Origin of the sequence: Streptomyces anulatus (genome assembly GCF_014650675.1) — a bacterium.
GTDB lineage: Bacteria > Actinomycetota > Actinomycetes > Streptomycetales > Streptomycetaceae > Streptomyces > Streptomyces anulatus.
Genome location: NZ_BMVK01000002.1, coordinates 571,527 through 596,893 on the forward strand (window position 1 = coordinate 571,527; position 25,367 = coordinate 596,893).

Genomic DNA, 25,367 nt, shown 5'->3' on the forward strand with positions numbered 1-25,367 from the left:
CACGGCGGGCGGGAGCCGCAAGCTCACCCGGCCGGAGGAACGTTTCGCTCCTGCGGGCCCCGTGACATCCGGCGCACGTTCCGCGCGACTCCGGATGGCCTTGCTCCCCCTGCGGCCCACGATCTAGGGTGAATGCGCTTTCACGAGCCTCGTGATCGCATCGGCAGGCGAGCGAGCCGCCGGCCCGGTATCAGCACACGCGCCAGGCGCGGCGCTACGAAAGAAGAAGCGGACGGTCGGTCGAGTGAGCGCCCCCACGGTGTACGACGTCGCCGAGCGGTCGGGCGTCTCCATTGCCACGGTCTCCCGGGTCTACCGGAACCCCGATTCCGTACGTGCCCAGACCCGCGAGAAGGTCATGGAGGCGGCCCGCGAGCTGGGGTACGTGCCGTCCGGCAGCGCCCGGGGCCTGGCCAGCCGGACGACGGGCGTGCTCGGGCTGTGCTTCCCCGACTACGCGGACCCGGACGCCGAGACCGCCGCCGCCGCGAGCGACGCGGACGACGACCAGGCCGTCATGCTCTACTCCGACCAGATCATCCGGGGCATGGAACGGGCGGCCCGGCGGCACGGCTACGCCCTGCTGATCGCCGCCTCGCTGGACGGCGGGCCGGAGAGCCTGGTGGCGAAGGTCGCGGGGCGGGTCGACGGGTTCGCCGTACTGGCGCAGACCGTTCCGACCGAGGACCTGGAAGTGATATCGCGCCGGCTGCCCGTGGTGATGCTCGCGGGACCGCGCGAGATCGACCACCTGGACCACATCGTGGTGGCCAACGCCGAGGGCGAACGCGAACTGACCCGCCACCTGATCGAGGACCACGGGCTGCGCAGACTGGCGTTCATCGGCGGCGAGGAGAACTCGCCGGACGCCCAGGCCCGGTTCCGGGGCTTCCAGGCGGGGTGCCGGGACGCGGGCCTTCCGGTGCCCTCCCGGCCGGAGCTGCGCGCCGGGATGATGACGCAGGCCGAGGGCGCGCTGGCGGCGGGCGCCCTGCTGGACCGGTCGGAGGGTACGGGGGTGGAGCGGCCGGAGGCGATGCTGTTCGCCAACGACCAGATGGCGGTCGGCGCACTCCAGGCACTGGAGCGGCGCGGGGTGCGGGTGCCCGATGACATCGCCGTGACCGGGTTCGACGGAATCCCGCTGAGCCGGATCGTCCGCCCGCCCCTGACGACCGTCCGGCAGCCGATCCGACGGCTGGGCGAACAGGCGGTGGAGCTGCTGGTGCAGCGCCTGGCGGACCCGGGCCGCGCCCCGGTCTCGCTGGAGCTGCCGGTCTCGGTGACCCGCCGCGCGAGCTGCGGCTGCGGCTGAGCCGTCCGGCAGACCGCCGGCCCGGCGACGGCGTCGGACCGGTGCTCCCGCCACGGCCGCGCCGACGCCCTCGTCAGACGGCCCGCAGCCGCTCCCCGAAGAACCGCGTCCGGTTCGCGTGCAGCTCCGCCGCCTCGGCCACCATGCCCCGGTACGCGAAGTGCCCCGCCGTCAGCACCTGGAGTTCGCGCTCGCCGGCCAGCGCGTTGTGCACCGCGAACTGGCCCGGCGGCGGCACGGACGGGTCGAACAGCGCGGCCGCGACCAGCGTGGGCAGGGTCAGCCGGGTCGCCGCCGTCGCCGCGTCGAAGAAGCCGAGGACATCCGTGACCTCGGGGTGCTCGCGGTGGTGCGCCCGGACCGCCTCGCCGCTGCCCGCGCAGGGCAGGGTCAGGCGCAGCGGGTGGTTGCCGAAGGTGGGGACCGTGAGCTGGGCCGCGCCGAAGCGGTCGTCCCAGGGCAGCGCGAGGGCCCCGAGTCCGCCGCCGAAGCTCTCGCCCAGGTAGCCGAGGCGGGGCCCGCCCGGGAGGCCGGCCTCCGCCAGTTCCGGGACGAGTGCCGTGAGGGCGGAGGCGGCGCACCACAGGTCGGCCGCGCAGTCGCCGATGACGTAGGTGTCGCGGGAGCCGATGCCGTGCAGGACGTGCTCGGCGGCCAGGTCCGGGATGCCGTCGACCCGGCCCCGCTCCCCCATGCCCCGGACGCACGGCAGGATCACGGCGGCCCCGGGCAGCGGCGCCGGAAGGTCGCGGCCGGGCTCCTGGCGGCCGCCGTAGCCGTGCCCGACGACGAATCCGTACCGCACGGGCCCCTCGGCGGGCAGGGCGAGCCAGCCGCCGAGCCGGACGCCGCCCACGGAGGTGTAGGTCACGCCGTGGATCCGGACGCCGTCGCGCTCCTCCTCGACCGGGCCGAGGACCGGGCGCGTGTCGACCGCGCGGGCCCGCGCGCAGCGGTCCTGCCAGAAGGCGTCGAACCCGTCGGGGGCGGGCGGGGCGGGGATGCCCAGCAGGGCTTCCGGCGCGTCGTACCCGTAGGCGGGATCGAACGCGAAGTCGTGCGGGAACGCGACGGATGGGGCCATGCCGCGAGGGTAGACGCCGACCGCGGCCCCGCCGTGCGAGACCCCGACCCCGAGCCCGGACCCGGGCCCCTCAAGACGAATCGGTCACATCGCCTGTTGTTCCACAAACAGTGCGTTTACGGTTCAACTACAAGGCGCCAGGATGTCGAGCACGTTGCACGAGTGTGACCCAGCACCCTCTTGCGGATTCCCGAATGACTGGCGCAGAGTGATGTATGCGCTTACAGGCAGCGCATACATAGCGCAGCATCCGGATTGCTCAAGGAGGAGCCCTCCCATGTCCCGCATCGCCAGAACCGCTCCCGCCGGCATAGCGCTCGCGCTCGCCGTGACCCTTTCCGCCTGCGGCTCCTCCGGCGGCGGCGACGTCGCGGCGGACGAGAAGCAGACGCTCACCGTGTGGGCCATGGGGGCCGAGGGCGAGAAGCTCGCCGACGTGGCCGAGGTCTACGAGAAGGCCAACCCGAACATCACCGTCAAAGTGACCCCGATCGGCTGGGACGTCGCCCACCAGAAGCTCGTCTCGGCAGCGGCGGCGGGCACCCTGCCCGACGTGGCGCAGATGGGCGGCAGTTACCTGGGCGAGTTCTCCGAGCTCGGCGTGCTGGAGCCGGTGGACACCAAGGTCTTCGACAAGAAGGACTTCTTCCCGGCCGGCTGGGAGCAGGGCGAGGTGGACGGCACCGCCTACGGCGTGCCGTGGTACGTCGACACCCGGGTCCTCTACTACCGCACGGACCTGGCCGAGAAGGCCGGCGTCACCGAGGCTCCGACCGACTGGAAGGGCCTGAAGGACCTGGCGACCGCGTACCAGGAGAAGGCCGGTACGAAGTGGGGGCTGTCCATCCAGCCCAGCGGCCTGGACACCGTGCAGAACTTCTACTCCTTCCTGTACTCGGCGGGCGGCGAGATCGTCAACGACAAGGGCGAGGCCGTCATCGACAGCCCGGAGGCCGTCAAGGCGCTGAAGGAGTACGGCTCGTACTTCGACAAGGGCCTCTCCAACAAGTCCGTGCAGCCCGGCTACGACGTGGTGAAGGACTTCGGCAACGGCCGGGTCCCGATGTTCTTCGGCGGCCCCTGGCACGTGACGCTGCTCAACGAGGGCCAGCCGCAGATCAAGGGCAAGTGGGCCATCGCGAACGTTCCGGCGGACGCCTCCTCCACCTCCATGGCCGGCGGCTCCTCCCTCGTCGTCTCCAAGGACAGCGAGCACAAGGCCGCGGCGACCGAGTTCATCAAGTACCTGACCGACACGAAGGGCCAGGCCGACTGGTACGAGCGGACGAAGGACCTGCCCGCCAACACCTCCGCGTGGGAGTCCGGGACGCTCGCCGACGACGCCGACCTGCAGACCTTCAAGAAGCAGATGGACACCGCCAAGTCCTCGCCGTCCCTGGCCAACTGGACCGAGATCACCGACAAGGTGGACCAGGCCATCGCCAAGGTGACGCAGGGCAAGGCTTCCGCCGAGGACGCGCTGAAGACCGCGCAGTCCGAGATCGAAGGTCTCGTGAAGCAGTAGCCATGAGCACCACGACCGAGAAGGCCCGAGGGCCCCGGAAAGCCGGGGCCGCACCGTCCCCGGCCCCCGGGGGCAGCCGAGGCCGTAAGCCGTCGATGGGCGTGCAGAACGCGGCGGGCTGGCTGTTCTCCACCCCGTTCCTCGTCCTGTTCACCGTCTTCATGGCGTTCCCGATCCTCGCCACGCTGGTGATGAGCTTCACGGACTTCGGGCTGCGCAACGTGACGCGCCCGTGGGAAGCGAACTTCATCGGGTTCGAGAACTACGTCAACCTCTTCGGCGACGAGAAGTTCCTCAAGTCCCTCTTCAACACGGGGTACTTCGTCGTCGTCGGCGTGCCGCTGACCATCGGCATCGGGCTGGTCGTCGCCGTTCTGCTGAACAACGGCATCGACCGGGCGCGGACCTTCTTCCGGGTCGGCTTCTACGCCCCGGTGGTCACCACCATCGTCGCGGTGGCCGTCGTCTGGCGGTTCGTCCTCGATCCGAGCGACGGGCTGATCGCCGGCCTCTTCTCCGAAGTGGGCTGGACGGCCCCGGACTTCCTCGGCTCCGAGACGCTGGCGATGCCGTCGCTGATCGTCATGGCGGTCTGGCGGAACGTCGGCACGGTGATGGTGCTGTTCATCGCGGGCCTCCAGGCGATCCCCACCGAGGTGCGGGAGGCCGCGAAGCTCGACGGCGCGAGCGTCTGGCAGGAGTTCCGGGGCATCACGGTCCCGCTCCTGCGACCGACCCTCCTCTACGCCACGGTGATCACGACGATCGGCTACCTCAACGTGTTCGAGGAGCCGTTCGTGATGACCCAGGGCGGCCCGTCCGACTCGACCCTCACGGTCTCGCTGAACATGTACCGCGAAGGGTTCAACTTCTTCCACATGGGCTACGCGAGCGCCATGGCGTACGTCCTCTTCGTGGTGATCATGGGCATCACGGTGCTCCAGCTCCGACTGCTGAAGGACAACACGAAATGAGCGCCAACAGCAGCACCGCGGCGGTCGAGCCCCTGAAGAACACCTCGGGGAAGAAGGGCGACGGCGGGAAGAAGGGCAACGGCGGGAAGCGGAACGTCTCCCGCCCCCTGGTCTACGTCCTGCTCTCGCTCGGCCTGCTGGTCATGTCGGCGCCCTTCCTCTGGATGGGGCTCTCCGCCTTCAAGACGCAGAGCGAGCTGTCGGCCAGCCCGCCCGTGTGGATCCCCACCGAGTGGACCCTGGAGAACTTCCGGCAGCTGCTCGACAAGCTGGACCTGCCGCTGTACTTCATGAACTCGGTGATCGTGGCGGTCCTGGTGACCGTCTCGAACCTGATCTTCTGCTCGATGCTCGGCTACGCCCTGGCCAAGCTGAACTTCGTCGGCCGCAACAAGATCTTCGGCCTGGTGCTCGGCGCGCTGATGGTGCCCGGCAACCTGATGCTGCTGCCGCTGTTCGTGCTGATGAGCAAGCTCCAGCTGATCGACAGCTACGCCGGTCTGGTGCTGCCGTTCGCCGCCGGGGCCTTCGGGGTCTTCCTGATGCGCCAGTTCATGCAGTCGATCCCGGACGAGCTGCTGGAAGCGGCCCGGATGGACGGCGCGAGCGAGTGGTACATCTTCTGGCGGATCGTGATGCCGCTGGTGAAGCCCGCCCTCGCGACCCTGTCGATCTTCACGTTCCTGGGTTCCTGGAACAACTTCGTCTGGCCGCTGATCGCGACCAACGACCCCGACAAGTACACCCTCCCGGTGGCCCTGGCCACCTTCGCCACCGACCCCAACAAGGCCGGGGGCTCCAACGGGATGCTGATGGCCGGGGCCTTCCTGATCGTGCTGCCGGTGCTGGTCGTCTTCATCGCGCTGCAACGGCACTTCACGCAGGGCATCGCCACGGCGGGCATGAAGTAACGCCTCCGCCGGGGCACTCCACGTACGAGGCCGCACCCCACCCCGTGACCGAGCGCGGCCACACCCCTCACCACCACCAGAAAGACATGTCGCGATGACCCACACCCCTGCTCCGGACCAGAAGACCCCCGTACCGTTCCCCGAAGGCTTCCTCTGGGGCGCGTCCACGGCCGCCCACCAGATCGAGGGCAACAACACCGACAGCGACTGGTGGGTCAAGGAGCACGCCGCCGGCACCCACATCGCGGAGCCGAGCCTGGACGCCTGCGACAGCTACCACCGCTGGTCCGAGGACATGGACCTGCTGGCCTCCCTCGGCTTCACCGACTACCGCTTCTCCATCGAGTGGGCCCGCATCGAGCCGGTCGAAGGCCGCTTCTCCCGCGCCCAGCTCGCCCACTACCGGCGGATGGTGGAGGGAGCGATCGAGCGCGGCCTGCGCCCGATGGTGACCCTGCACCACTTCACCGTCCCGCAGTGGTTCGAGGCGCGCGGCGGCTGGACGGCCGAGGGCGCGGTGGAGCTGTTCGCGCGGTACGTGGCGGCGTGCGCCCCCGTCATCTCCGAGGGCGTCAGCCACGTCTGCACGATCAACGAGCCGAACATGATCGCCGTGATGGCGGGTCAGGCCAAGCGCGGCGACAACAGCTTCCCGCCCGCCGGTCTGCCCACCCCCGACGACGAGACGACCGAGGCCGTCATCGCCGCCCACCACGCGGCCGTCAAGGAGGTCCGGGCCCTGGACGCGGGCATCCAGGTCGGCTGGACCATCGCCAACCAGGTCTACCAGGCCCTCCCCGGTGCGGAGAACGTCACCGCCGCCTACCGCCACCCGCGCGAGGACGTCTTCATCGAGGCGGCGCGCGGCGACGACTGGATCGGCGTGCAGTCCTACACCCGTACGCGGATCGGCCCCGACGGACCGATCCCGGCGGCCGACGACGTCGAGCGGACGCTGACGTCGTGGGAGTACTACCCGAGGGCGGTCGGCGAGGCGCTGCGCCACACGGCCGCTGTGGTGGGCGACGTCCCGCTGATCGTCACGGAGAACGGCATCGCCACCGACGACGACAGCCGCCGCGTCGACTACTACGCGGGCGCGCTGGACGAAGTCGCCTCCGCGCTGGCCGACGGCATCGACATCCGGGGCTACCTGGCGTGGAGCGCCCTGGACAACTACGAGTGGGGCACGTACAAGGCCACGTTCGGCCTGATCGCCATCGACTGGGAGACTTTCGAGCGCACCCCGCGCGACTCGGCGAAATGGCTGGGCTCGCTCGGCCGCACCCGCGAACTCCCGCGCACAGCAGCCTGATTCACCCTCGGGGCTGCCCCCCTGTACGGGGAGCCTCCTGACGGCTCCCTCGGGTGGGCCGGGGCCGGCGGATCCTGACGACCGCCGGCCCCGGCCCACCCCACCAAGCCCCCACGCGCCATCGCGCAACCTGGCACGCCCTGCACTACCGCGCATGCCTGCACTACCCCGCACGCCCTGCACGACCCCGCATGCCTGCATGCCTGCATGCCTGCATGCCCCGCACGCCCCGCACGACCCCGCACGGCCGAACACCACGACTTGCCCTCCCCCTCCCCCTTCTGCCACCAGGAGCCGGAACGATGGACCGTCGCACGTTTCTCACCGCCGCAGGGACCGGGGCCGCGGCCCTGTCGCTCGGAGCCGTAACCGCCCCGGCGGCTGTCGCCGCCCCCACCGACCCACGCCTTCTGAAGACCTGGTTCCGTGACACGTACCGCTCGATCGAGGCGATGACGACCGACTTCGGCCTCGTCACCGACAAGATCGACCTCAGCGGCCCGGGCGCCCCCGCCCAGTCCGCCCAGACCTCGCCGACCAACATCGGCTGCGGCCTGTGGTCGACGGTCGCCGCCGCGGGCCTCGGCGTGATCCGCGAGAGCGCGATGATCCGGGCCCTGACCCGTACGGTCGCCGCCGTCGAGAAGCTGGAGCGCCATCACGGCTTCTGGCTCAACTGGTACGACGCGCACGACGGTTCGGTACTCACCCAGTGGCCGGGCACCGGCGATCCGGTCCGCCCGTTCCTGTCCTCCGTCGACAACGCCTGGCTGGTGACGGGCCTGCGGATAGCCGCCGACGCCGCACCCTCGCTGCGCCCCCGCATCCACCGCATCCTGGCCACGGCGGACTGGTCGTACTTCTACACCCCCTACGACCCCGCCGACCCGGTCGCGGGCCCCGGCCAACTGCGCGGCGGCGTCTGGACCGACACGGACGAGCCGACACCGCACCACTACGGAGCGCTCAACACCGAGCCGCGCATGGCCAGTTACCTCGGCATCGCGGACGGCTCGCTGCCCGGCGACCACTACTGGCACCTGCTGCGGACGATGCTGCCGGAGCACGAGCAGGAGCAGAAGCCCGGCGGCGGATACGTCACGGTCGACGGCGTACGCGTCTGGAACGGGCACTACACCCACCGCGGCCGCAAGGTGGTCCCCACCTGGGGCGGCTCGATGTTCGAGGCGCTGATGGTGCCGCTGTTCGTGCCGGAGCAGCAGTGGTCGCCGCGCGCCTGGGGTGTAACCCACCACCGCTACGTACGCGGCCAGATCGACCACGGTCTGCGGGAGGCGGAGTACGGCTACTGGGGCTTCTCCCCCTCCAACGTCCCCGAGGACGGCTACCAGGAGTACGGGGTCGACGCGCTCGGCATGGCGGTCGACGGATACGCCTCCAACACCGACCGCACGCACACCACGGACGGCGAACCCCTGCCGCCGCCGTCGGCGTTCACCAATGGCGTCGTCACCCCGCACGCCTCCTTCCTGGCCCTGCCGTACGCCGGCCGGGAGGCGATGGCCAACCTGCGGGCGCTGGAGCGGGACTTCGGCGCGTACGAGGACGGGCTCGGCTTCCGCGACTCGGTGAACGTGTCCACGGGCCGGGTCAGCGACTTCATGCTCGCGCTCGACCAGGGAATGATCGTCGCGGCCCTCGCCCAGGAGCTGCGCCCCGGCCTGCTCCAGCAGCCGTTCCGGACGGGCGGCTTCCGGAGCCGGGTGCGGCCGCTGCTGGCGAAGGAGCGGTTCTCGATCTGAGTTCGATCTGTGCCCTTCCGTCTCCTCGGGCGAGGGGTGAGCGGCGGGGCCGGGCCCGCGTGCCCCGGGTATGGGCGCGCGGGCCCGGCCGCAGGCTGCCGTCTCCGAGGCCGGGCCGGGGGCTCGGCATGTCCGATGCCCGACCACGCCGACTGACCGGACGGGATATGCCGGGGTGGTCACCGCACGAGGGGGACTGAGTTGTCCGGGGAGTCGAGCCACGCTCGTTGCCCCTGACGACTCACGGTCAGACCGAACCGCTCGAAGTCCGGGCGGCCCTGCCTGTCCCACCACGCGTGAGCAGCCACTAACCTGCGGTGGGTGACCGGAACCGAGCTGGATGAGTTGATCGTTGCTGACGGCGCGGCGCTGCGCGCGTGGCTGCTGGACAACCACACCACCTCTCCTGGCGTGTGGCTCGCCCTGACCAGGAAGGGCGGCTCCGTTACGACGCTGACCTGGCAGCAGGCGGTCGACGAGGCACTGTGCTTCGGCTGGATCGACGGGCAGGCCCGCAAGCGCGACGAGGGGAGTTCCTGGCGGCGGTTCACCCCGCGCCGACCGCGCAGCGTCTGGTCCCAGCGCAACGTCGCCAACGTGGCCCGGTTGGAGGCGGCCGGCCTGATGCTGCCCGCCGGCCGCGCCGCGGTGGACGCCGCGAAGGCCGACGGGCGGTGGACGGCCGCCTATGCGCCGTCATCGGAAGCGGAGGTGCCGGCCGACCTGCGCGTCGCGATCGCCGCCGACCCAGCGGCGCAGGCGATGTTCGAGGTACTCACCAAGACCAACCGCTTCGCCCTCATCAGCCGGGTCAATGCCGTCAAGCGGGCCGAGACGCGAACCCGGAAGATCGCCGAGTACGTGGCGATGCTGGTCCGGCACGAGACGATCCACCCGCAGAAAGCCAGGCCAGCGGACCCGCCGACGTCGTGACCGGGCTCCTGCCGGAACGGACAGACCCAGCCTGTTGAGCGGAACTGTTCTCGAAGCCCTGCCTCGTCCGCTTCAGGACGGGTGAAGGTCTCCGCTGGTGCGCGGCCGGCCGTATCGTTCGACGAGGGCGTTGCCGATCGAGGCCAGGCGGTCTCGGACACTCGGAGGGCCGGTCACCTCGACCCATTCGACCAGCCCGGAGAGCTCGCCGGCGAGGATGTACTCATTGGGGCCGCGGATCACGACCTCGATGCGGCCGTCGGTCGTGGAACCTCCCACGTCGAGCCGGTCGCCGAGCGCCATCCGGAGGATGCCTATCCCGTCCGGTGTGCATACCGCCCGGACCTCCAGCGGCGTTCGTCTGCGATCGACCTCTTCGGCGATCTCATTCCAGCTCTCGGCAAGGTCGAAGTCCCCGGGCCGGTGCACAGGGTCGCCGGTCGGGTCGGCGGACGACACGCGGTCGATCCGGAAGACCCGTCGGCCGGTTTCGGTGTCGGAGACGAGATACCACACAGGACCTTTGGCGACGATGCCCAGCGGGTGGACGGTCCTCCGGGTTTCGATGCCTTTGCTGTCGACGTAGCCGAGCGACACCTGGACGCCGCTGATCACCGCGTCCTGGAGTTCGTCGAGGAAGCGAAGCGGCCGGGGCTCGAGCCGGCTCGCCCCCCATCGCTGCGGGTCTATGACCAGCGACGACGCCGCTGCCTCGGCCTGCACCTGGAAGGGCTTCGGCAGAGCATGGACGAGCTTGCGCAGAGCTGCTTTCATCGCCGGCGTCGCATCCGAGGCCGGACCGAGCGCCAGGAACAGGGCGCGTGCCTCACTGGCGGTCAACCCGGACAGATCGGTACGAGCGCCGCCCACGAGGCGCCAGCCGCCGCCTCGGCCCTGCACGGAGTACACGGGCACCCCGGCCGTGGCCAGGGCGTCGAGGTCACGGCGGGCGGTGCGCTCGGAGACGTCCAGCTCCCGGGAGACCTCCGCGGCTGTCACCTGCTCGCGCCGTTGGAGCAAGAGGAGTACGGCCACCAGCCGATCGGATCGCATACCGACAAAACTCTCATAAAAACCGGTCACAAGCTGGCCGGTTTGGGGAGCAAGGTGGCGGCAGGACCTCATCGAGGAGGTCGACCGCCGGCGAACGCCCCCAGAGAGGAATTGCAGTGTTCCATCAAGCAGAATTTCCCGAGCCCACCCTCATCCAGGTCAACGGTGTGGAGCTCGAAGTCTTCGAGGCAGGCCGGGAAAACAAGGGCAAGCCCATCGTGCTCTGCCACGGCTGGCCGGAGCACGCCTTCTCCTGGCGTCACCAGATGCCCGTCCTCGCAGCGGCCGGCTACCACGTCATCGCGCCGAACCAGCGGGGTTACGGCAACTCATCCCGCCCGGCCGAGGTGACGGACTACGACATCGAACACCTGACGGGTGACCTCGTCGCGCTCCTGGACCACTATGGCTACGAGGACGCCACCTTCGTCGGCCATGACTGGGGTGCGTTCGTCGTCTGGGGACTGACCCTGTTGCACCCCGACCGGGTGAACAAGCTGATCAACCTGAGCCTGCCTTATCAGGAGCGCGGAGAAACGCCGTGGATCGAGGTCATGGAAACCTTCCTCGGCGGCGACTTCTACTTCGTCCACTTCAATCGGCACCCGGGTGTCGCGGACGCCGCATTCGATGCCAACACCTCCCGGTTCCTCCGCAACCTCTACCGGAAGAACGTGCCGCCCGCGCCCCCTGAGCCGGGCATGGCATTCATCAATCTCGCCAAGGCGGAAACACCGCTCGGTGAGCCCGTCATGAGCGACAGCGACCTGGCCGTCTACGTCTCCGCGTTCGAGACGTCGGGATTCACGGGCGGCATCAACTGGTACAGGAACCTCGACCGCAACTGGCACCAGCTGGCGGACGCGGACCCGATCATCAAGCAGCCCGCCCTCATGATCTACGGCGACCAGGACTTCGCGATCCCGAGGTTCGAAAGACTGGCAGAGTTCGTGCCCAACGTGGAAGTGGTCGGCCTGGACTGCGGTCACTGGGTCCAGGAGGAAATGCCGGAAGAAACCAACCAGGTGATTTCGGAATGGCTGGAACGGCAGGGCTGAGCGCGAGCGGGCGGCACCTGCGGTCGGCGGCGATGTGAACCTTGCTGGTCCGGCCGCCGCGCGAGCGGCCGAGCAGGGCCGCTTTCAGTCGGAGTCGGTGTCACCTTCGCCGGTGGCGTCGGTCTTGCCGACCAGGATCGCTGCCGCCGGCTCGTCCGTCCTGTCAGGCCCGGCATGAGCCAGGAGGAGTACGAACGGATGCGGCGAGTGCGCTCGAACAGCGGCAACCGTGCTTCCTGCGCCTGCTTGAGCCCGGCCTCCTCCGTCTGTCTCCAGCCGATCCGCATACCGTCGGCGTTCCGGAACAAGGCGAGAAGGCCGCGTCCCACTGATCACGTGAGAACGGGGAGGCGGCATTCACTCTGCGGGCTTCCCCGGGCGCTCCCCCGCGAGCACGGCGTCCACCGCTACGAGCGTCGGATCGACGATGCTCCAGTCATGGGCGGAGGGGTGGCCGGCGAACAGGCCGCACGCGTCCTCGCCCCGGGGGTCGATCGCGCCGCACCAGGCCAGCTCCGCCAGGGTCACCCGGCTGCCGCTCCAGCGGGCCCAGACGGCAGTGCGGCTCGCGTCGTCGTCCCACAGCGCCATCGCGTGGTCGCCGTGGTGGCCGGCGGCCAGTTCACAGAGGAGGTGCCCGGCTTCCGGGCGGCTGCCGCCGGGAGCGGCGAGCCGGATCAGGAACTCCGGGGGCGGCAGCAGGGCCACGGCGGTGCACTGGTTCATGGGGTGGAAAACCTCCGGTCGCCGTCAGGGCGCGTCGGTGTCGGGTACGTCGGAAGCGTCGTCCTCGGAGACGAGTCGCCGGACCTCGCTGTGGACGTGGTCGGCGATGAGTTCGCCGAGGGGGTCGGTCACGGAGAAGGAGTGCGGCCCGGGGTGGTGGTCGAAGAAGGCGCACGTGGCGACCGTGCGGGTCGCCATCTCCCGGAGCACGGCGGGGCACAGGCGCAGCGTGTCGAGCCGGTGGACGCGGTGGGCGCCGGTCCCCGACCAGAGGAACCACAGATCCCGGTCGTCCGGCACGTCCGCCGTCCACAGGTGCGCGGCGTGCTCCGCCGACTCGTCGTGGTCGCCCAGCTCGCACAGGACGAAGTCCTCCTGCTCCACGACGTCGGGCGGGTGCTCCGGCCCGCCTTCCATGGTGGCGAGCACCAGCAGCGTTTCGGCGTACGGGACTTGGGTCACGGCGGTGCATTGCAGCACGGGGTCAGGTCCCTTCCGTTTCCGTACGGGGCGGGTACGGGTGGTTCGCCGAGGCCGCCGCCCACCCGCACAGGTCCACGGGCCACGCGCCGAGGGTGACCCGCAGCCCCACGAAGGGGTCGACCACGGTGAGCAGGGCGGGGCGCCCGGATGCCAGTGTGTTTATGGCGTGGTCCTGGCTGCCGTCGTCACCCACCCACGCCCGGAGCGCCTCGGGGGCGTCGGAACCGTGGAAGGTCACCGGCCGGACGTCTCGCACACCGAGCCACGGAGCGGCCCGTAGCGGATCACACCCATGCCCGTCCGCCAGGCGCAGCGCCTGCCGCCGGAGCCAGCGGAGGACGAGCCGGCGGTTCGGCAGGGCGACCCCGCCGAGCGGGAGAGCCCGCCCGCCGGACTTCACCGTGACGGCCGCGACGTAGTCCAGCGCCCTCACACGGCCCGGGGCCGAGGATGCCGCCTTCACAGCACTTCCCCCCGACTGCGGGCGTTGAGCCGTGCGGTACGGGCCCGAAGCTGCTCCATGAGCAACGCGGGCCGTACGTAGCGCGGTTCGACCTCCCACTCCCGCCCACCGCCGACCGGCCGGAGGGACCAGTACGGACCGGCGACGCCCTGGAACTCCCCCACACGGTCACCGCGACTGGTGTCCGCGAGCAGGGCCCCGGGGGCCGGGACATGTGGGGGCGACTCCGTATTCGGGCTGGCGTTCTCGCCGTACACCGTTCGCTCCTCTCTGTAGTCGAATGACTACCGGGGCGACTCAGCGTGGCCTAGCGTGGAGATGTCTTCAACGTTTCGGATCTGGGGGATACGTTGGTCAACCGCAAAGAAGTGAACCCTGACGGGGGCCCGGAGGCGGCCTACGGAGCACGTCTGCGTAGGGAGCGCGAAGCACGGGGCTGGAAGCAGGACGATCTCGGTGCGCGCATCGGTTATACGGGACGGCACGTTTCCGGCGTGGAACTGTGTCACAAGTCCCCAACTCGCAAGTTCTCGATCGCCGTTGACGTGGCGATGAGCTATACGGGAACCACTGATTCGTTCGAGCGCGAGTGGCGCAAGATCAAGCACGGGGTGCTGTTGCAGGGCTTCCCCGAGTACGTGGCACTGGAGGGCCGGGCAGCGGAGATCCGGCTGTTCGAGGTGGGCGTCATCCCTGGGCTGCTGCAGACCCGGGAGTACGCGGAGGCGCTGGCGCGCGGGGCGGTCGACCGGGGCGTCATGACCGCCGAACAGGCCGACCATCGCGTCTCGTTACTGATGGAACGGCAGGGTGCACTGCTGCGCACCGTGCCACCGATGCTGATCGCGGTGCTGGACGAGAGCTGTATCCGCCGCCCGATCGGCAGCCCTGCGGTGATGGATGCCCAATTGCAGTATCTGGCCGACTTCGCCACGCAGTCGCACACCATGCTGCAGATCGCGCCGTTCAGCATCGGCGAGCAGCGGCCTTTCGATCGGCTGGTGAATCTGCTGACGCTCCAGGACCGGTCCGCGGTCTCCTACGTCGAGTCCGAGTCACAGGGGCATCTGGACCGTGAACTCAGCTCTGTCATCCCGATGGTGAGGGCCTACCATCAGTTGCAGGCTGTGTCTCTGTCGCAGGCAGATACCGTGGACATGATCCACCAGCATCGAAAGGGCACCCCGTGACGACCGAATCCACGACCCCGCAGTGGGTCAAGTCCTCCTACAGCAACAGCGGTTCGTGCGTCGAGTGGGCCCCGACCACCGCGTCCGCCACCGGCACCGTCCCCGTACGCGACTCGAAGAACCCGGGCGGCCCGGCCCTGGCCGTCGCCGCCGAGGCGTTCTCCTCCTTCGTGGCGGGCGTCAAGACCGGCGGCTTCGACACCACCGCCTGACCGCCGCCGCTGCCGCCACTCCGGCTACGCCCCACCGTGCCCGCACGGTGGGGCGTCCCGCGGTCCGGGCAGGGAACGTGCGGTGAGCACGCGAAGTGGCGGTCAGGACGGCCGTTTCAGGCCACGGGACCCTGCCACGGTCATCACGAGCAGGGCCCCGCCCACGCACGGCACGAGGAACGAGAAGCCGATCAGCGGATCAGGATCGGTCGGGCCTCCCGTCGCCGCCGCCATCCCCGTCCCCCGTCGTCGGCGTTTTGCCATTCCCGTACCCCGTAGGGGAGTTCGCACGCCGGGCAGACGCACACGGTGCGGTCCGAGAACCGCCACCTCGATCCGCGTATCGGCGGGATGAGAGCGTGGTGGCGACCGGGGGGAGTGTCGTACCCATGTGTCATGGTGGCCGCGATCAGGTCAACAGGCCGAGAGGAGACAGGTCGATGCGAGCCGATTACTACCGGGCCGACAGCGAGAACGGCGACCACATCGAGGACCCGTCCGAGGACGCGCTGTTCATGCTGTTCGACGACCTCAACGGCTCGGACAACACCTTCGTCGTCATCCGGCCCGACCAGGACGACCCCGCCTGGTCCGCCTCCGTCACGTACCTGGGCAAGGGCGGCTACGAGGTCGTCCGCCGTGACACCACCCGCCACGAACACGAGGTCGTCACCGGGACCAGCATCGGCCGGATCGCCCTCGACCTGACGATCTGGATGGCCGCCCGCGACTTTCCCGAACGGGCCGCCCCGGCAGAGCGGTAGCCGCACCTCCCTCGGCACGGACGACCGTGGTTCTGATGGACTCGCCTCATGACGGCCGTACTCCCCCGCCTCCTGCGCGCACTCGACCGGTTCCACGCCACCCACCCGTGGGATCACAACGCCCACTACCACCGGTGGATCCTGCGCCGGCTCCCCAGTCGTTTCGCCGGCGCCCTGGACGTCGGATCGGGCAGTGGCGACCTCGCCCGGCTGCTGGCCACCCGGGCCGAGGTGGTGCACGGCATCGACGCCGACCCCGCCATCGTCGAACGCGCGCGGGAACGCACAGGGACCGGGGCTCCGGTGACCTTCTTCGTCGGGGACGCGCTCAAGGACGTACCGGCCGGGCCCTACGACGTCATCACCTGCGTCGCCACCATCCACCACATGCCGTTGACCGACGCGCTCACCCGCTTCCGCGAGCACCTGGCTCCCGGGGGAACCCTGATCGTCGTCGGCCTCTACCGCACGCGGTCCCGGAGCGACCACCTGATCGACGCCGTCGCCATTCCGTCGAACATCGCCATGGCCTGGATCAAGAACAAGGGCCGCAGGGCGCCGCGCCCCGCCGCCATGACCGCACCGACCCGACCGGCGACCACGGCCTTTCCGGACATCGTTCGCGACGCCCGCCTCGTGCTGCCCGGCGCGCGGCTGCGCCGACGGCTGTTCTGGCGCTACACGTTGGTCTGGAATCGGTGAGTACCTTCACGGACCACGGTGAAGGGCTTCCGGCGCTCATCGGTGCCGAAGGGCTTCCGGGCGGGTGGTGCGCTACGGGTGGTGGAGAGCCCGGGCGCGCACCAGGTCGACCGGCCCGTGCCCGTCCTCCCCGAGGTCCAGGAAGTACTTCACCTGCCACGCCTGAGTGCCCCGCGCCTGGCGACTGACGGTGATCGCATCCGGAGGGTAGACGCGGAAGCCCCGCTTCCCGCCCACGCCGTTCCGGGACACGATGTCGCGCTCGCAGAGGACCTCTCGCGGGAACACGAACTGCCCGAAGTGCCCGTTGTCGCGGCTGCCGATGACGAAGAGATCAACCCCGTCGTCGGCGTCGAAGGGCCGGATCGGGCCCTCCGCCGACCGCTGCCACACAGTGACGAACTGTCCGGCCTTGGTCGGGGTGGTTCTGGCCACGCGAAAGGCGACCACCCGCCCGTCGAGCGTGAACCCGTGCGCCGCGTAGTCGGCGCTCTCCGGTTCGGGCACCGGCTGCGAGCAGGTGAAACCACTCGGGTCGTACACCGATGACTTCGCTGCCCGCAGGTCACCGTGAAGCCCCGCCCAGGGTCGATTTGTCGCCATGCTCGTATCCTGCCACCCCGCCAGGAGGCCGACCCCATGGCAGCAAGTTGACATGACCTTGACACATTCGGCTCTGCGCCCGAGGCTCGGAACCCCCCGTGGACAGCTTGACGACAATGAGGTGCAGCCCCATGCGATCACGCCCCGTCGGATTCCTCCTCTCGGCCCTCGCGGGCGCGGCCCTCGCGTTCGGCGGCACCGCAGCCGCCTCCGCGACCCCGCCCTCGGCACCCGCCCCCACCGCCGCCCCGAGCGGTAACGTCGGGACGGCCGACGCCTGTTACACCTGGAGCGGTACCCTCCGTGAAGGCTCCAGCGGCGAGGCCGTACGACAGCTCCAGATCCGGGTCGCGGGCTATCCGGGCTACGGCAACCAGATCGCCATCGACGGCCAGTTCGGCCCGGCCACCAAGGCGGCCGTCGCGCGCTTCCAGTCGGCGTACGGGCTGGCCTCCGACGGCATCGCGGGCGCCCAGACGTTCAGCAAGATCTACGCGTTGCAGGACGACGACTGCACCCCGGTCAACTTCACCTACGCCGAGCTGAACCGCTGCAACTCCGACTGGTCCGGCGGCAAGGTCAGCGCCGCCACCGCGCGCGCCAACGCCCTGGTGACCATGTGGAAGCTCCAGGCCATGCGGCACGCCATGGGCGACCGACCCATGACCGTCAACGGCGGCTTCCGCAGCGTGTCCTGCAACAGCGCGGTCGGCGGAGCCGCCAACAGCCGCCACATGTACGGGCACGCGGCGGACCTCGGCGCGGGCTCCCAGGGCTTCTGCGGCCTCGCCCAGGCGGCACGCAACCACGGCTTCACCGAGATCCTCGGCCCGGGCTACCCCGGCCACAACGACCACACCCACGTCGCCGGGGGCAGCGGCCGCTTCTGGTCCGCGCCCAGCTGCGGCATCTGAGGCACGGCGTGATGGGGAGGCGTGGCCCGACGGGCCGCGCCTCCCCACCCGCTCGCAGGGGCGAGTGCGGCGGTCAGCTTCCGGAGTCCCCGGCGACGGCGATCGTGCCCTGGGCCACCGCGCAGAGGGTTTCCACCCCTGCGGCGTCCACCATCAGCAGATCGCAGCGGCAGACGACCCGGGTACGGCCGGGGCGGACCACCTTCGCCCGCGCGCGCAGCACCTCGCCCCGGGCCGGGCGCAGATAGTCGATGGTGAAACCGGCCGTCAGGACGGACGGGCCGACGGCCGCGCCCGCCGCGAAGGTCAGGGCGTTGTCGGCCGCGTAGCTCAGGACGCCTCCGTGAACGAAGCCGTTCTGCTGGCGCAGCTCGCCCCGTACGTCCAGCTCCAGGACCGCCGCTCCGTCACCGAAGGCCGTCAGCCGTGCGCCCAGCAGGACGCTGAAGGGCTGGGCCTCCAACACCTTCTGTCCCAAAGCGAGTTCCGAGGCATGTGCCTCCATGCTCCACCTCTCTCTCCTGGTGGGGTGAGCGTCGCCTCCCGGGACCGTTCCGTCAACGTCGGCCCATCGGCCCCCGTGCGCACCGGGCCGCTACGCTCTGCCGGATGGAGAACAAGATCCCCCGGGGCAGCTGGCTCGACGACGACACCTTCCGCGAGTTGGTCCGCGAGGTCACCCCGCTCCGCTTCGGCTCGTGGAGCCTGTCGGAGTTCGAGCACGCCACCTCGGAGCTGGGCTGGGAACTCCGGGAGCCCAAGAAGGTCGTGGGCCAGGTCTGGCGCAGATTCGCTCCCCGGAAGGGGCCCTGGGGCGGCTACGGCACCGTGATCGCCGACGCCTCGGAACCCGACCAGCTGCGCAAGCTGAACGTACGCGTCGTCGACCTGCCCGCCGAGGACATAGCCACTGCCGCGGGCCTCGTCCGCGCCGCCTGGTGGGTCATGGAGGAGGAGCTCGGCCCGCCGACGATGTGGGGAGGCGACTCCGGCCCGTGGATGCTGTGGCGCCGCCCCGGCGCCTGCCTCCTCGTGCACACGCACGACGAGGGCGAGGTGAGCCTCGAACTCCTGCCTCCCGACGCGGACGCCGACGCCGCCGGAGGCGGCTACTCCCGTGGCCGCTGGCGTGCCGCCGAGCTCGCCGGTCTGCCGAGCGCGCCCGCAGCGTCGTCTGCGCCCGGCACCACCTGGGAGGAGGTGGAGAAGCGTCTGTCCGAAGCCCTGCGCTCCCTCGACCACGACACCCCGTTCTTCCCCGGCAGGTTCATCCTCCACCTGGGATCCGCCGGCGATCCCCAGCGCTTCGTCCAGTGCTGGAGCCAGGATCTGGGTCTCGTCATCGAAGCCACCGGCTACCTGCACCAGCCGGAGGCCGTCGACGCCGCCCGGCTGACGGACAACGGCTGGGACGCCTCCCGCTCGGTCTGGCAGCGCCGCTTCCCCGACGCCATGGACCAGCCCGCGCACGCCGCGACGGGGGCCCGCATGCTTGTCGAGGAACTGCGTCATCTGGGCGTCGACCCGGCCGACCTCTCCTACGACGGAACCATGACCGGCCGCGGGCGCGGCTTCCACCTCGAACTGCCGGACCTGGGAATCCCCCGCGTCCACCGGCCCCCCGTGTGACGCCGGATCGCGGTCTCGCGCTCGACGCACCCGCCCCGGCCCGGCGCCCGTTCTCTCAGGCGGAGGGAACGGCGTCCGCCGGGGCGGTGTGCCAGTTGGTGACGACCGGCTTGTCGACCGTGATGGTGCCGACCTCCAGGGAGACCGGGTCGGGGTCCTCGTTGCCGACGCCGACGATGATGGAGTCCAGCTCCTTGCCGCCGTCGGTGTTAGTGGTCTTCGGGTTCACCCCGGCGTAGGCGGTGGTGGCGCCGCTCAGCGTGACCGCGTCGCCGACCGACTGCTCGGCGGGGCCCGCCTCGGTGCCGTCGGAGCCGAACGCCACCGTCGGGAGCGCGGCCGGCAGGATGCAGGTGATCCCCTGCTTGGCCTTCGCCATGATCAGGATGTAGCCGCCGGCCTGGCTCTCGGACCGGGTGCTCCAGGAGATGTCGTTGGCACCGCAGGCCTGCTGGACCGGCACCTTCGTGCCGTCGCCGGCGTCGGCGCCGGACCCCTCCGCGCTGCCCCCGTCCTTGGCGTCGGGCTCCTGGCCGGCACCCTGCTCCGCGCCCTTGTCGGCGCCCTTCGAGGCGTCGGCCCCGGCCGCGTCCGCGGCGGGCACGTCGGTGGCGGAGGCACTCGGCGCGGCGCCGTCCTCCGTGTCCTGGCACGCCGTCATCAGCAGGGCGCCGCCCACGAGGGCTGCGGAGACGAGGAAGGCCTTGCGACGCTTGCCGAACATGAGATCCCCTTGGTGGTCGTGAGCGTGGTCGTGGCACCGAAGCGAGTCCGACCGCCCGGGTGTTCCTTGATCACTATGAGGGGCCGAGGGCCGCAGGAGGCCTCATGTGCCGTTCCAGGACAGCGCTGTCACAGACCGAAGACATGATCACGGCGTGGGCGCTCGGCCCGCACACAACCGTCACCCTCCGGACGGAACGCGTCCGGCCCGCTCCGGCTCCCCCGACGAACTCGGGTGCGCAGACGGGCAGGTACGTCTCCCCGGAGCGAGCACCCACTCCTACTTCCGGCCATGCACGGATGATCGTTCCGACGGGCGACGGCGCGACGGATTCCGAAGATCCTTCACAGGCAGGGCACATACACGGCAAGACCTGCGCCTTCCGGCCCCTCGGGCACCGGCGCGGAGCGGGACGCGGGGCCGGTTGGCCCTCTGTGTACGTGAAGACGTGTCCATATGAGAGCCAACCCCTTTTTCCCTGCTTATGCGGACGGTCACCCCCGTGTAGACATGATCACGGCGGCCCCAGCCACCCATCCGGGGGGCCGCCTCCGCCATGTTTTGGGGGTACATCCGCCATGCCCAGACCCACTCGCCGTCAGGCCCTCGGGGCCGTCATCGGCGTCGCCGCGAGCGGAGCGCTCGTCGGTATGGCCGCCGCGTCCACGGAAACCGTGGCGGCCGAGGCCGACAGCAGCGGCATCGCACCCGGCGGGACCGGAGCACCCGGTTCCTTCGACGAGGTCTTCGAGGGCCGCCGCATCCAGGGCACGCCCGCCGCGGCCCGCACCGACGCACACGCACACGCCGGGCACGCGGGGCACGCCGGCTACCGCGTGTTGATCGACGGCCGCGAACTCCCCGTGATGCAGCACGGGAAGAGCGGCTGGAGCAGCACGATCAACCACTACGAGAGATTCGCGACCCCGCTGGAGGCCGCGCGTACCGCGGTCATCTCGCTCAAGGGCGCCGTCGTCGTTCCGTTCGACCCCACCGCCTGACCCGGGAGCAGCAGCCATGACCGTACGGAAGAATCAGGCGAACCTCACGGCGCCCGAGAAGAAGGCCTTCGTCGACGCGGTACTGGAGGTCAAACGCCTGGGCGTGTACGACGAATTCGTCCTCGCCCATCGCACGCGGTTCTCCATAGACATGAACACCGGCGTGTACGTGGGCCACTTCGGGCCGTCGTTCCTGCCCTGGCACCGCAAGTTCCTCATCGATTTCGAGAACGAACTGCAGAAGATCGACGCGTCGGTCTCGATCCCCTACTGGGACTGGACCGCCGACAACACCGTCGGCTCCTCGCTCTGGGCCCCGGACTTCCTCGGCGGCACCGGACGCCCCCTGGACGACCAGGTGATGGACGGGCCCTTCGCGCATTCCGCAGGGAAGTGGACGATCAACGTCTCGGTCGACAGCCGCGCCTTCCTCGCCCGTCAGCTCGCCTATCGCGTTCCCTCGCTCCCGCCCCGGTCCGACGTCGACGCCGCTCTCGCCATGCCCACCTACGATTCCCCGCCCTTCCGTGACGGCTCGGCGGGCTTCCGCTCCGCGCTGGAGGGCTCCGCGGGGTACATGAGCATGCACAACCGGGTGCACACCTGGGTCTGGGGCCACATGGAGACGAGCGTCTCCCCGAACGATCCGGTGTTCTGGCTGCACCACGCGTTCGTCGACAAGCTCTGGGCCGACTGGCACGCGCTTCACCCGACGAGCGCCGAATACCTCCCCGCCGGGGGTACGACCGATGTGATCGACCTGAACGACACCATGCCGCCCTGGCCGAACACGACCCCGCAGGACATGCTGGACCACACGCCGTTCTATACGTACGCCTGAGTGCTCGTCACGGGGCTTTCCTGGCCCCGTCCGTGACCCGGTCGAGCCGGTAGAAGTCGGCGACGCAGCCGCCGGGCCAGTATGAACGCCCGCCCTGGCTGAACGGCTCCAGCATGTTGCTGATCACCAGGCGCTCGTACGGCAGGACGCGCTCCCCGGCCTCCGCCCCTTCGCGCAGCCGGCGGTCCTGGGCGTCCCACTTCTCGGCCCGGGACCGCATCGCGGTGTCGAGGTTGGTAAGCGACACGGCCGGGCCGACGCAGACCAGCACGCAGAGCGCGGCGCACACCGCCTTCGCCGGGGCGGTGCGGCGGGTGAGGCGGCGCAGGCCCAGGCCGAGCAGGGCGCCCGCGCCGACGAGCAGGATCACGTACAGCAGGAGGTAGTCGTTCCACAGCCGGTTGGCGCTCGGGTCGCTCACCCGGTCGTGGAACACCGGATAGGCGATGACCGTGCAGAGGTAGCCGGAGACGAGGAGCGCGAGCACCCCGGCGGCGGTGAGCAGGGGCCAGTGCGCGGGCGGGCGGGGCGGTGTCCCGTTCGCCCGTCGGCACAGCAGCCCCAGCAGCACGCCTGCCGCGACCGCTCCGGCGTACTGCCAGGTCGTGGCCACGGTGACGGTGATCTCGGCGAACGCGCGCAGCGACGCGGTGAGGGAGTCGGGGGCGAGCAGGGAGGTGGTCTCCGCGCCGAACCGCTCCCTCCGCCGCATCGAGCCGGGTGAGGTGATGAGGACGAGGGCCCCGGCCGCCGTCCCGGCGATTCCCGCCGCGCACCAGCGCCGGACGAACCCCCGGTCGGGGCCGGCGACGACCCGGCCGGACAGCAGGAGCGCGGTCAGGAGCACCACCACGACAACGATCGCCGTCTCCTCGGACAGCGTGGCGAGGAAGGCGGCCATGAGGGCCGCGACGGCGAGCGCGACGGCCCGTCCCCGGCGGGAGCGGGCGAGCAGGAACGGGATCAGCGCGGCGCAGGCCAGGACGGGCGGCAGCGTGTGCGAGACGGACGCTGCGGGCCAGTAGAACGTCTTGTACGTGTTCGGGGTGACGAACAGGAAGAGCGCGGTGATCAGGGCCGCGAGCAGGAGCGGCAGCCCGCGCGGGGTGCGCAGCCGGGCCCGGCGCAGTGCCAGGACGGCCACCGCCCAGAGGACCGCGAGCACCAGGACCCCGCTGACCAGGGGGTACCACTGGTGTCCCGCGACCTGGAACTTCGCGTACGCGCCGACCAGGAGCGCGTTGGCGACCCGCCCGTTGTCGTCGAGGTAGAACTTCCCGACGAGGCCGGTGACGCCGTCGTCCCGTACGGCGGGCAGGAAGCACCAGTCGTCCGCGCCGGGCCGCACCCACCGCCCGAACCAGGACGCGGCGGCGAGCAGGGCGAGGGGCGGGAGCGCGAGGGCGGTGACCCAGAGGGCGGTCCAGGGGCGGTCCGCGGGGTGCCCGGCCGGGTCCGGCGTCCCCTCGCCCCTCCCCGGTCTCTCCGGGGCGGCGGCCACGGGAACGTCGTCGGACATCGCGGCCCCTCACCGGTCCTGGGGCGAGCGGGTGGGCAGGGGTGCGGGCGCCGGACGGCCGGGCACCGGTTCGGCCTGCGGTACGGCGTCGGCCTTGGCCCGGCCCGAGGTGATCGCCCACCGGGCCAGCAGGAAGGAGACCGGGGTGACGAGAACGCCCGCCGCCAGCGCCGCGAGGTTCTTGTCCATCCCGAGACCGCTCACCGCCCCGTAGAGCAGCGCTCCGGACGCCACCAGGTTGACCAGGCTGGAGAGGGGATAGCGGACGAACCCGTGCCACGTCGGCCTCGTCCGGCAGGTGACGTAGGAGTTGAGCAGGAACGAGCACACGATGCTGACGACGTAGCCGATGACGTGGGCGGTCAGGTAGGGGATCCAGCGGTTCAGCGAGGCGTAGATCCCGAGGTAGACGGCGGTGTTCACGCAGCCGATGAGGACGAAGCTGCCGAACTGGCGGACCGTACGGGACCGGCCGGGGGCGCCGGTCGCCGGGACCGGGGCGGCGGCGGTCGCGAGGGCCGGGGCGGCGCGTTCGGCCGGGCCTCCGGTGAGACGCGGTGGCGGCGGCGGGCCGTCCGGCAGCACCCCGCAGGTCGCGTCGGTCTCCCGCACGACGTAGGGCGGGCGGTGTTTCGCCTCGTGGTAGATGCGGCCCACGTACTCGCCGATGACCCCGAGCGTCACCAGCTGGATGCCGCTGAGGGCGACGACGGCGGTGAGGAGGGTGGCGTAACCGGGGGTGTCCGCGCCGTGCAGGACGACGCCCACGACCGTCCACAGGGCGTAGACCAGGGCCGAGACGAAGACCCAGAACCCGGTGTAGATCGCGAGGCGGAGCGGCCGGTTGTTGAAGGAGAGCAGTCCGTCGATGCCGTAGTTCAGCAGCCGTTTGCTCCCCCATTTCGACCGGCCCGCCACCCGCTCGCTGTTGCGGTAGCGGAAGGTGACCGTGTCGAAGCCGATCCAGGAGAAGATCCCCTTGGAGAAGCGGTTGCTCTCGGGAAGGGACAGGACGCTCTCCACGGCCCGCCTCGACAGCAGCCGGAAGTCCCCCGAGCCGTCGATGAGCTCCACGTCCATGCAGCGGCGGACGAGCGCGTAGTAGGTGTGGCTGAGGGTGCTGCGGAGCAGGCCCTCGCCCGCGCGGTCGCGGCGCGGGATGACCTGGTCGTAGCCGTGCCGGTGCAGTTCCAGCATGCGGGGGATCAGCTCGGGCGGGTGCTGGAGGTCGGCGTCCATGATCACCACGGCCGCACCCCGCGACATGCGGAGGCCGGCGAGCATGGCGGCCTCCTTGCCGAAGTTGCGGCTGAAGGCGGTGTAGTGGGCCCGCGGGTCGCGCGCGGCGAGGGCGCTCAGCAGCAGTCGGGTGCGGTCCCGGCTGCCGTCGTCCACGTAACAGATCTCGAAGCTGTCCCCGAGCGGGTCCAGGACGCCGACCAGGGCGGTGTGGAAGGCCTCGATCACCTCGGCCTCGTCGAAACACGGCACGACGACCGAGAGCTGAAGGCCAGTCACACGCCACCTCCGGACTTCGGGCCCCTCGTGGGTGCCGGGCCTCACCGGCGCGGCACCGTCAGCCTCCGGCACCGGGCCCCGGAACACGCCACGTCCGCCCCATCTGACGACGGGCGGTGGCCTCCGCCTCTCCGCACACGCGCGGGG

The 25,367-nt window shown here is 70.6% G+C and carries 27 protein-coding genes and 1 pseudogene; 16 read left to right on the forward strand and 12 right to left on the reverse strand.

Features of this window, described 5'->3' with window-relative positions:
* The first annotated feature begins 244 nt into the window (after window positions 1–244).
* Window positions 245–1,315 carry a LacI family DNA-binding transcriptional regulator gene (locus tag IE272_RS07245; protein ID WP_050360602.1) on the forward strand — a complete coding sequence of 357 codons (1,071 nt, stop codon included), beginning with the start codon at window positions 245–247 and terminating at the stop codon, window positions 1,313–1,315.
* Window positions 1,316–1,388: 73 nt separating this feature from the next.
* Here IE272_RS07245 and IE272_RS07250 read toward each other — a convergent pair whose 3' ends face one another.
* The gene (locus IE272_RS07250) at window positions 1,389–2,399 is read right to left on the reverse strand and encodes an acetylxylan esterase (protein WP_190006479.1); all 1,011 of its coding nucleotides are present in this window, start codon (window positions 2,397–2,399) and stop codon (window positions 1,389–1,391) included.
* Between the two features lie 277 nt (window positions 2,400–2,676).
* Here IE272_RS07250 and IE272_RS07255 point away from each other — a divergent pair, with 277 nt between their 5' ends.
* The 6 genes from IE272_RS07255 to IE272_RS07280 all read left to right on the forward strand — a co-directional run bounded on the left by IE272_RS07255 (window position 2,677) and on the right by IE272_RS07280 (window position 9,820).
* Window positions 2,677–3,924, forward strand: a complete 1,248-nt coding sequence (locus IE272_RS07255) for a sugar ABC transporter substrate-binding protein (protein WP_057665616.1) — start codon at window positions 2,677–2,679, stop codon at window positions 3,922–3,924.
* A 2-nt stretch (window positions 3,925–3,926) separates the two neighbouring features.
* A complete protein-coding gene (locus IE272_RS07260) occupies window positions 3,927–4,898 on the forward strand; it encodes a carbohydrate ABC transporter permease (RefSeq protein ID WP_050360604.1) in 972 nt (323 codons plus the stop codon).
* Complete coding sequence (locus IE272_RS07265; RefSeq protein WP_229897225.1) at window positions 4,895–5,809, forward strand: carbohydrate ABC transporter permease; 915 nt, start codon at window positions 4,895–4,897, stop codon at window positions 5,807–5,809. Before IE272_RS07260 ends, IE272_RS07265 begins: the two co-directional genes overlap by 4 nt.
* A 94-nt stretch (window positions 5,810–5,903) precedes the next feature.
* Window positions 5,904–7,124: a glycoside hydrolase family 1 protein gene (locus IE272_RS07270; protein WP_056700800.1), complete on the forward strand. Its 1,221-nt coding sequence runs from the start codon at window positions 5,904–5,906 to the stop codon at window positions 7,122–7,124.
* Window positions 7,125–7,426: 302 nt separating this feature from the next.
* Window positions 7,427–8,887, forward strand: coding sequence for a glucoamylase family protein (locus IE272_RS07275; protein WP_057665613.1), 1,461 nt, complete (start codon window positions 7,427–7,429; stop codon window positions 8,885–8,887).
* A gap of 321 nt (window positions 8,888–9,208) precedes the next feature.
* Window positions 9,209–9,820 (forward strand): YdeI/OmpD-associated family protein, encoded by a 612-nt coding sequence (locus IE272_RS07280; protein WP_056700803.1) that lies wholly within the window; start codon window positions 9,209–9,211, stop codon window positions 9,818–9,820.
* Window positions 9,821–9,892: 72 nt separating this feature from the next.
* On the opposite strand, the gene IE272_RS07285 is transcribed toward IE272_RS07280, so the two are convergent.
* Window positions 9,893–10,873 (reverse strand): helix-turn-helix transcriptional regulator, encoded by a 981-nt coding sequence (locus tag IE272_RS07285; protein ID WP_190006562.1) that lies wholly within the window; start codon window positions 10,871–10,873, stop codon window positions 9,893–9,895.
* 116 nt (window positions 10,874–10,989) lie between these two features.
* Between IE272_RS07285 and IE272_RS07290 the strand changes: the two genes are divergently transcribed.
* The gene (locus IE272_RS07290) at window positions 10,990–11,931 is read left to right on the forward strand and encodes an alpha/beta fold hydrolase (RefSeq protein ID WP_190006480.1); all 942 of its coding nucleotides are present in this window, start codon (window positions 10,990–10,992) and stop codon (window positions 11,929–11,931) included.
* 164 nt (window positions 11,932–12,095) lie between these two features.
* On the opposite strand, the pseudogene IE272_RS38610 reads toward IE272_RS07290, so the two are convergent.
* The 5 genes and pseudogenes from IE272_RS38610 to IE272_RS07310 all read right to left on the reverse strand — a co-directional run.
* Window positions 12,096–12,260 (reverse strand): annotated as a pseudogene (locus IE272_RS38610) (transcriptional regulator); the annotation flags it as partial.
* Window positions 12,261–12,288: 28 nt separating this feature from the next.
* Complete coding sequence (locus IE272_RS07295) at window positions 12,289–12,657, reverse strand: hypothetical protein (protein WP_190006481.1); 369 nt, start codon at window positions 12,655–12,657, stop codon at window positions 12,289–12,291.
* 24 nt (window positions 12,658–12,681) lie between these two features.
* Window positions 12,682–13,137 (reverse strand): hypothetical protein, encoded by a 456-nt coding sequence (locus tag IE272_RS07300; RefSeq protein WP_190006482.1) that lies wholly within the window; start codon window positions 13,135–13,137, stop codon window positions 12,682–12,684.
* A gap of 4 nt (window positions 13,138–13,141) precedes the next feature.
* Window positions 13,142–13,603, reverse strand: a complete 462-nt coding sequence (locus tag IE272_RS07305; RefSeq protein ID WP_190006483.1) for a hypothetical protein — start codon at window positions 13,601–13,603, stop codon at window positions 13,142–13,144.
* Window positions 13,600–13,860, reverse strand: a complete 261-nt coding sequence (locus IE272_RS07310) for a hypothetical protein (RefSeq protein WP_057665604.1) — start codon at window positions 13,858–13,860, stop codon at window positions 13,600–13,602. The genes IE272_RS07305 and IE272_RS07310 overlap by 4 nt, the downstream gene beginning before the upstream one ends.
* A gap of 93 nt (window positions 13,861–13,953) precedes the next feature.
* On the opposite strand from IE272_RS07310, the gene IE272_RS07315 reads away from it, so the two are divergent.
* From IE272_RS07315 to IE272_RS07330, 4 genes are all read left to right on the forward strand, one after another.
* A complete protein-coding gene (locus IE272_RS07315) occupies window positions 13,954–14,793 on the forward strand; it encodes a DUF5753 domain-containing protein (RefSeq protein ID WP_190006484.1) in 840 nt (279 codons plus the stop codon).
* Complete coding sequence (locus IE272_RS07320) at window positions 14,790–15,005, forward strand: DUF397 domain-containing protein (protein WP_190006485.1); 216 nt, start codon at window positions 14,790–14,792, stop codon at window positions 15,003–15,005. Before IE272_RS07315 ends, IE272_RS07320 begins: the two co-directional genes overlap by 4 nt.
* A 440-nt stretch (window positions 15,006–15,445) precedes the next feature.
* A complete protein-coding gene (locus IE272_RS07325) occupies window positions 15,446–15,769 on the forward strand; it encodes a hypothetical protein (RefSeq protein WP_056700822.1) in 324 nt (107 codons plus the stop codon).
* Between the two features lie 48 nt (window positions 15,770–15,817).
* On the forward strand, window positions 15,818–16,471 hold the full coding sequence (locus tag IE272_RS07330) for a class I SAM-dependent methyltransferase (protein ID WP_057665593.1): 654 nt from the start codon (window positions 15,818–15,820) through the stop codon (window positions 16,469–16,471).
* A gap of 72 nt (window positions 16,472–16,543) precedes the next feature.
* Here IE272_RS07330 and IE272_RS07335 read toward each other — a convergent pair whose 3' ends face one another.
* On the reverse strand, window positions 16,544–17,074 hold the full coding sequence (locus IE272_RS07335) for a MepB family protein (RefSeq protein WP_190006486.1): 531 nt from the start codon (window positions 17,072–17,074) through the stop codon (window positions 16,544–16,546).
* Between the two features lie 131 nt (window positions 17,075–17,205).
* On the opposite strand from IE272_RS07335, the gene IE272_RS07340 reads away from it, so the two are divergent.
* Window positions 17,206–17,988: a D-Ala-D-Ala carboxypeptidase family metallohydrolase gene (locus IE272_RS07340; RefSeq protein WP_050360621.1), complete on the forward strand. Its 783-nt coding sequence runs from the start codon at window positions 17,206–17,208 to the stop codon at window positions 17,986–17,988.
* A gap of 73 nt (window positions 17,989–18,061) precedes the next feature.
* On the opposite strand, the gene IE272_RS07345 is transcribed toward IE272_RS07340, so the two are convergent.
* Window positions 18,062–18,493, reverse strand: coding sequence for a PaaI family thioesterase (locus IE272_RS07345; protein WP_050360622.1), 432 nt, complete (start codon window positions 18,491–18,493; stop codon window positions 18,062–18,064).
* 104 nt (window positions 18,494–18,597) lie between these two features.
* Here IE272_RS07345 and IE272_RS07350 point away from each other — a divergent pair, with 104 nt between their 5' ends.
* Window positions 18,598–19,617, forward strand: a complete 1,020-nt coding sequence (locus IE272_RS07350; protein ID WP_190006487.1) for a TY-Chap domain-containing protein — start codon at window positions 18,598–18,600, stop codon at window positions 19,615–19,617.
* 55 nt (window positions 19,618–19,672) lie between these two features.
* Here IE272_RS07350 and IE272_RS07355 read toward each other — a convergent pair whose 3' ends face one another.
* A complete protein-coding gene (locus IE272_RS07355; RefSeq protein ID WP_190006488.1) occupies window positions 19,673–20,341 on the reverse strand; it encodes a DUF4232 domain-containing protein in 669 nt (222 codons plus the stop codon).
* Between the two features lie 578 nt (window positions 20,342–20,919).
* On the opposite strand from IE272_RS07355, the gene melC1 reads away from it, so the two are divergent.
* Together melC1 and IE272_RS07365 are read left to right on the forward strand one after the other, a co-directional pair.
* On the forward strand, window positions 20,920–21,342 hold the full coding sequence (gene melC1, locus IE272_RS07360; protein WP_190006489.1) for an apotyrosinase chaperone MelC1: 423 nt from the start codon (window positions 20,920–20,922) through the stop codon (window positions 21,340–21,342).
* A gap of 16 nt (window positions 21,343–21,358) precedes the next feature.
* The gene (locus tag IE272_RS07365) at window positions 21,359–22,183 is read left to right on the forward strand and encodes a tyrosinase family protein (protein WP_050360626.1); all 825 of its coding nucleotides are present in this window, start codon (window positions 21,359–21,361) and stop codon (window positions 22,181–22,183) included.
* Between the two features lie 7 nt (window positions 22,184–22,190).
* On the opposite strand, the gene IE272_RS07370 is transcribed toward IE272_RS07365, so the two are convergent.
* Window positions 22,191–23,702: a DUF6056 family protein gene (locus tag IE272_RS07370; RefSeq protein WP_050360627.1), complete on the reverse strand. Its 1,512-nt coding sequence runs from the start codon at window positions 23,700–23,702 to the stop codon at window positions 22,191–22,193.
* Between the two features lie 9 nt (window positions 23,703–23,711).
* Entirely contained in the window at window positions 23,712–25,220 is a 1,509-nt protein-coding gene (locus tag IE272_RS07375; protein ID WP_050360628.1) for a glycosyltransferase, read from the reverse strand.
* Between the last annotated feature and the right edge of the window lie 147 nt (window positions 25,221–25,367).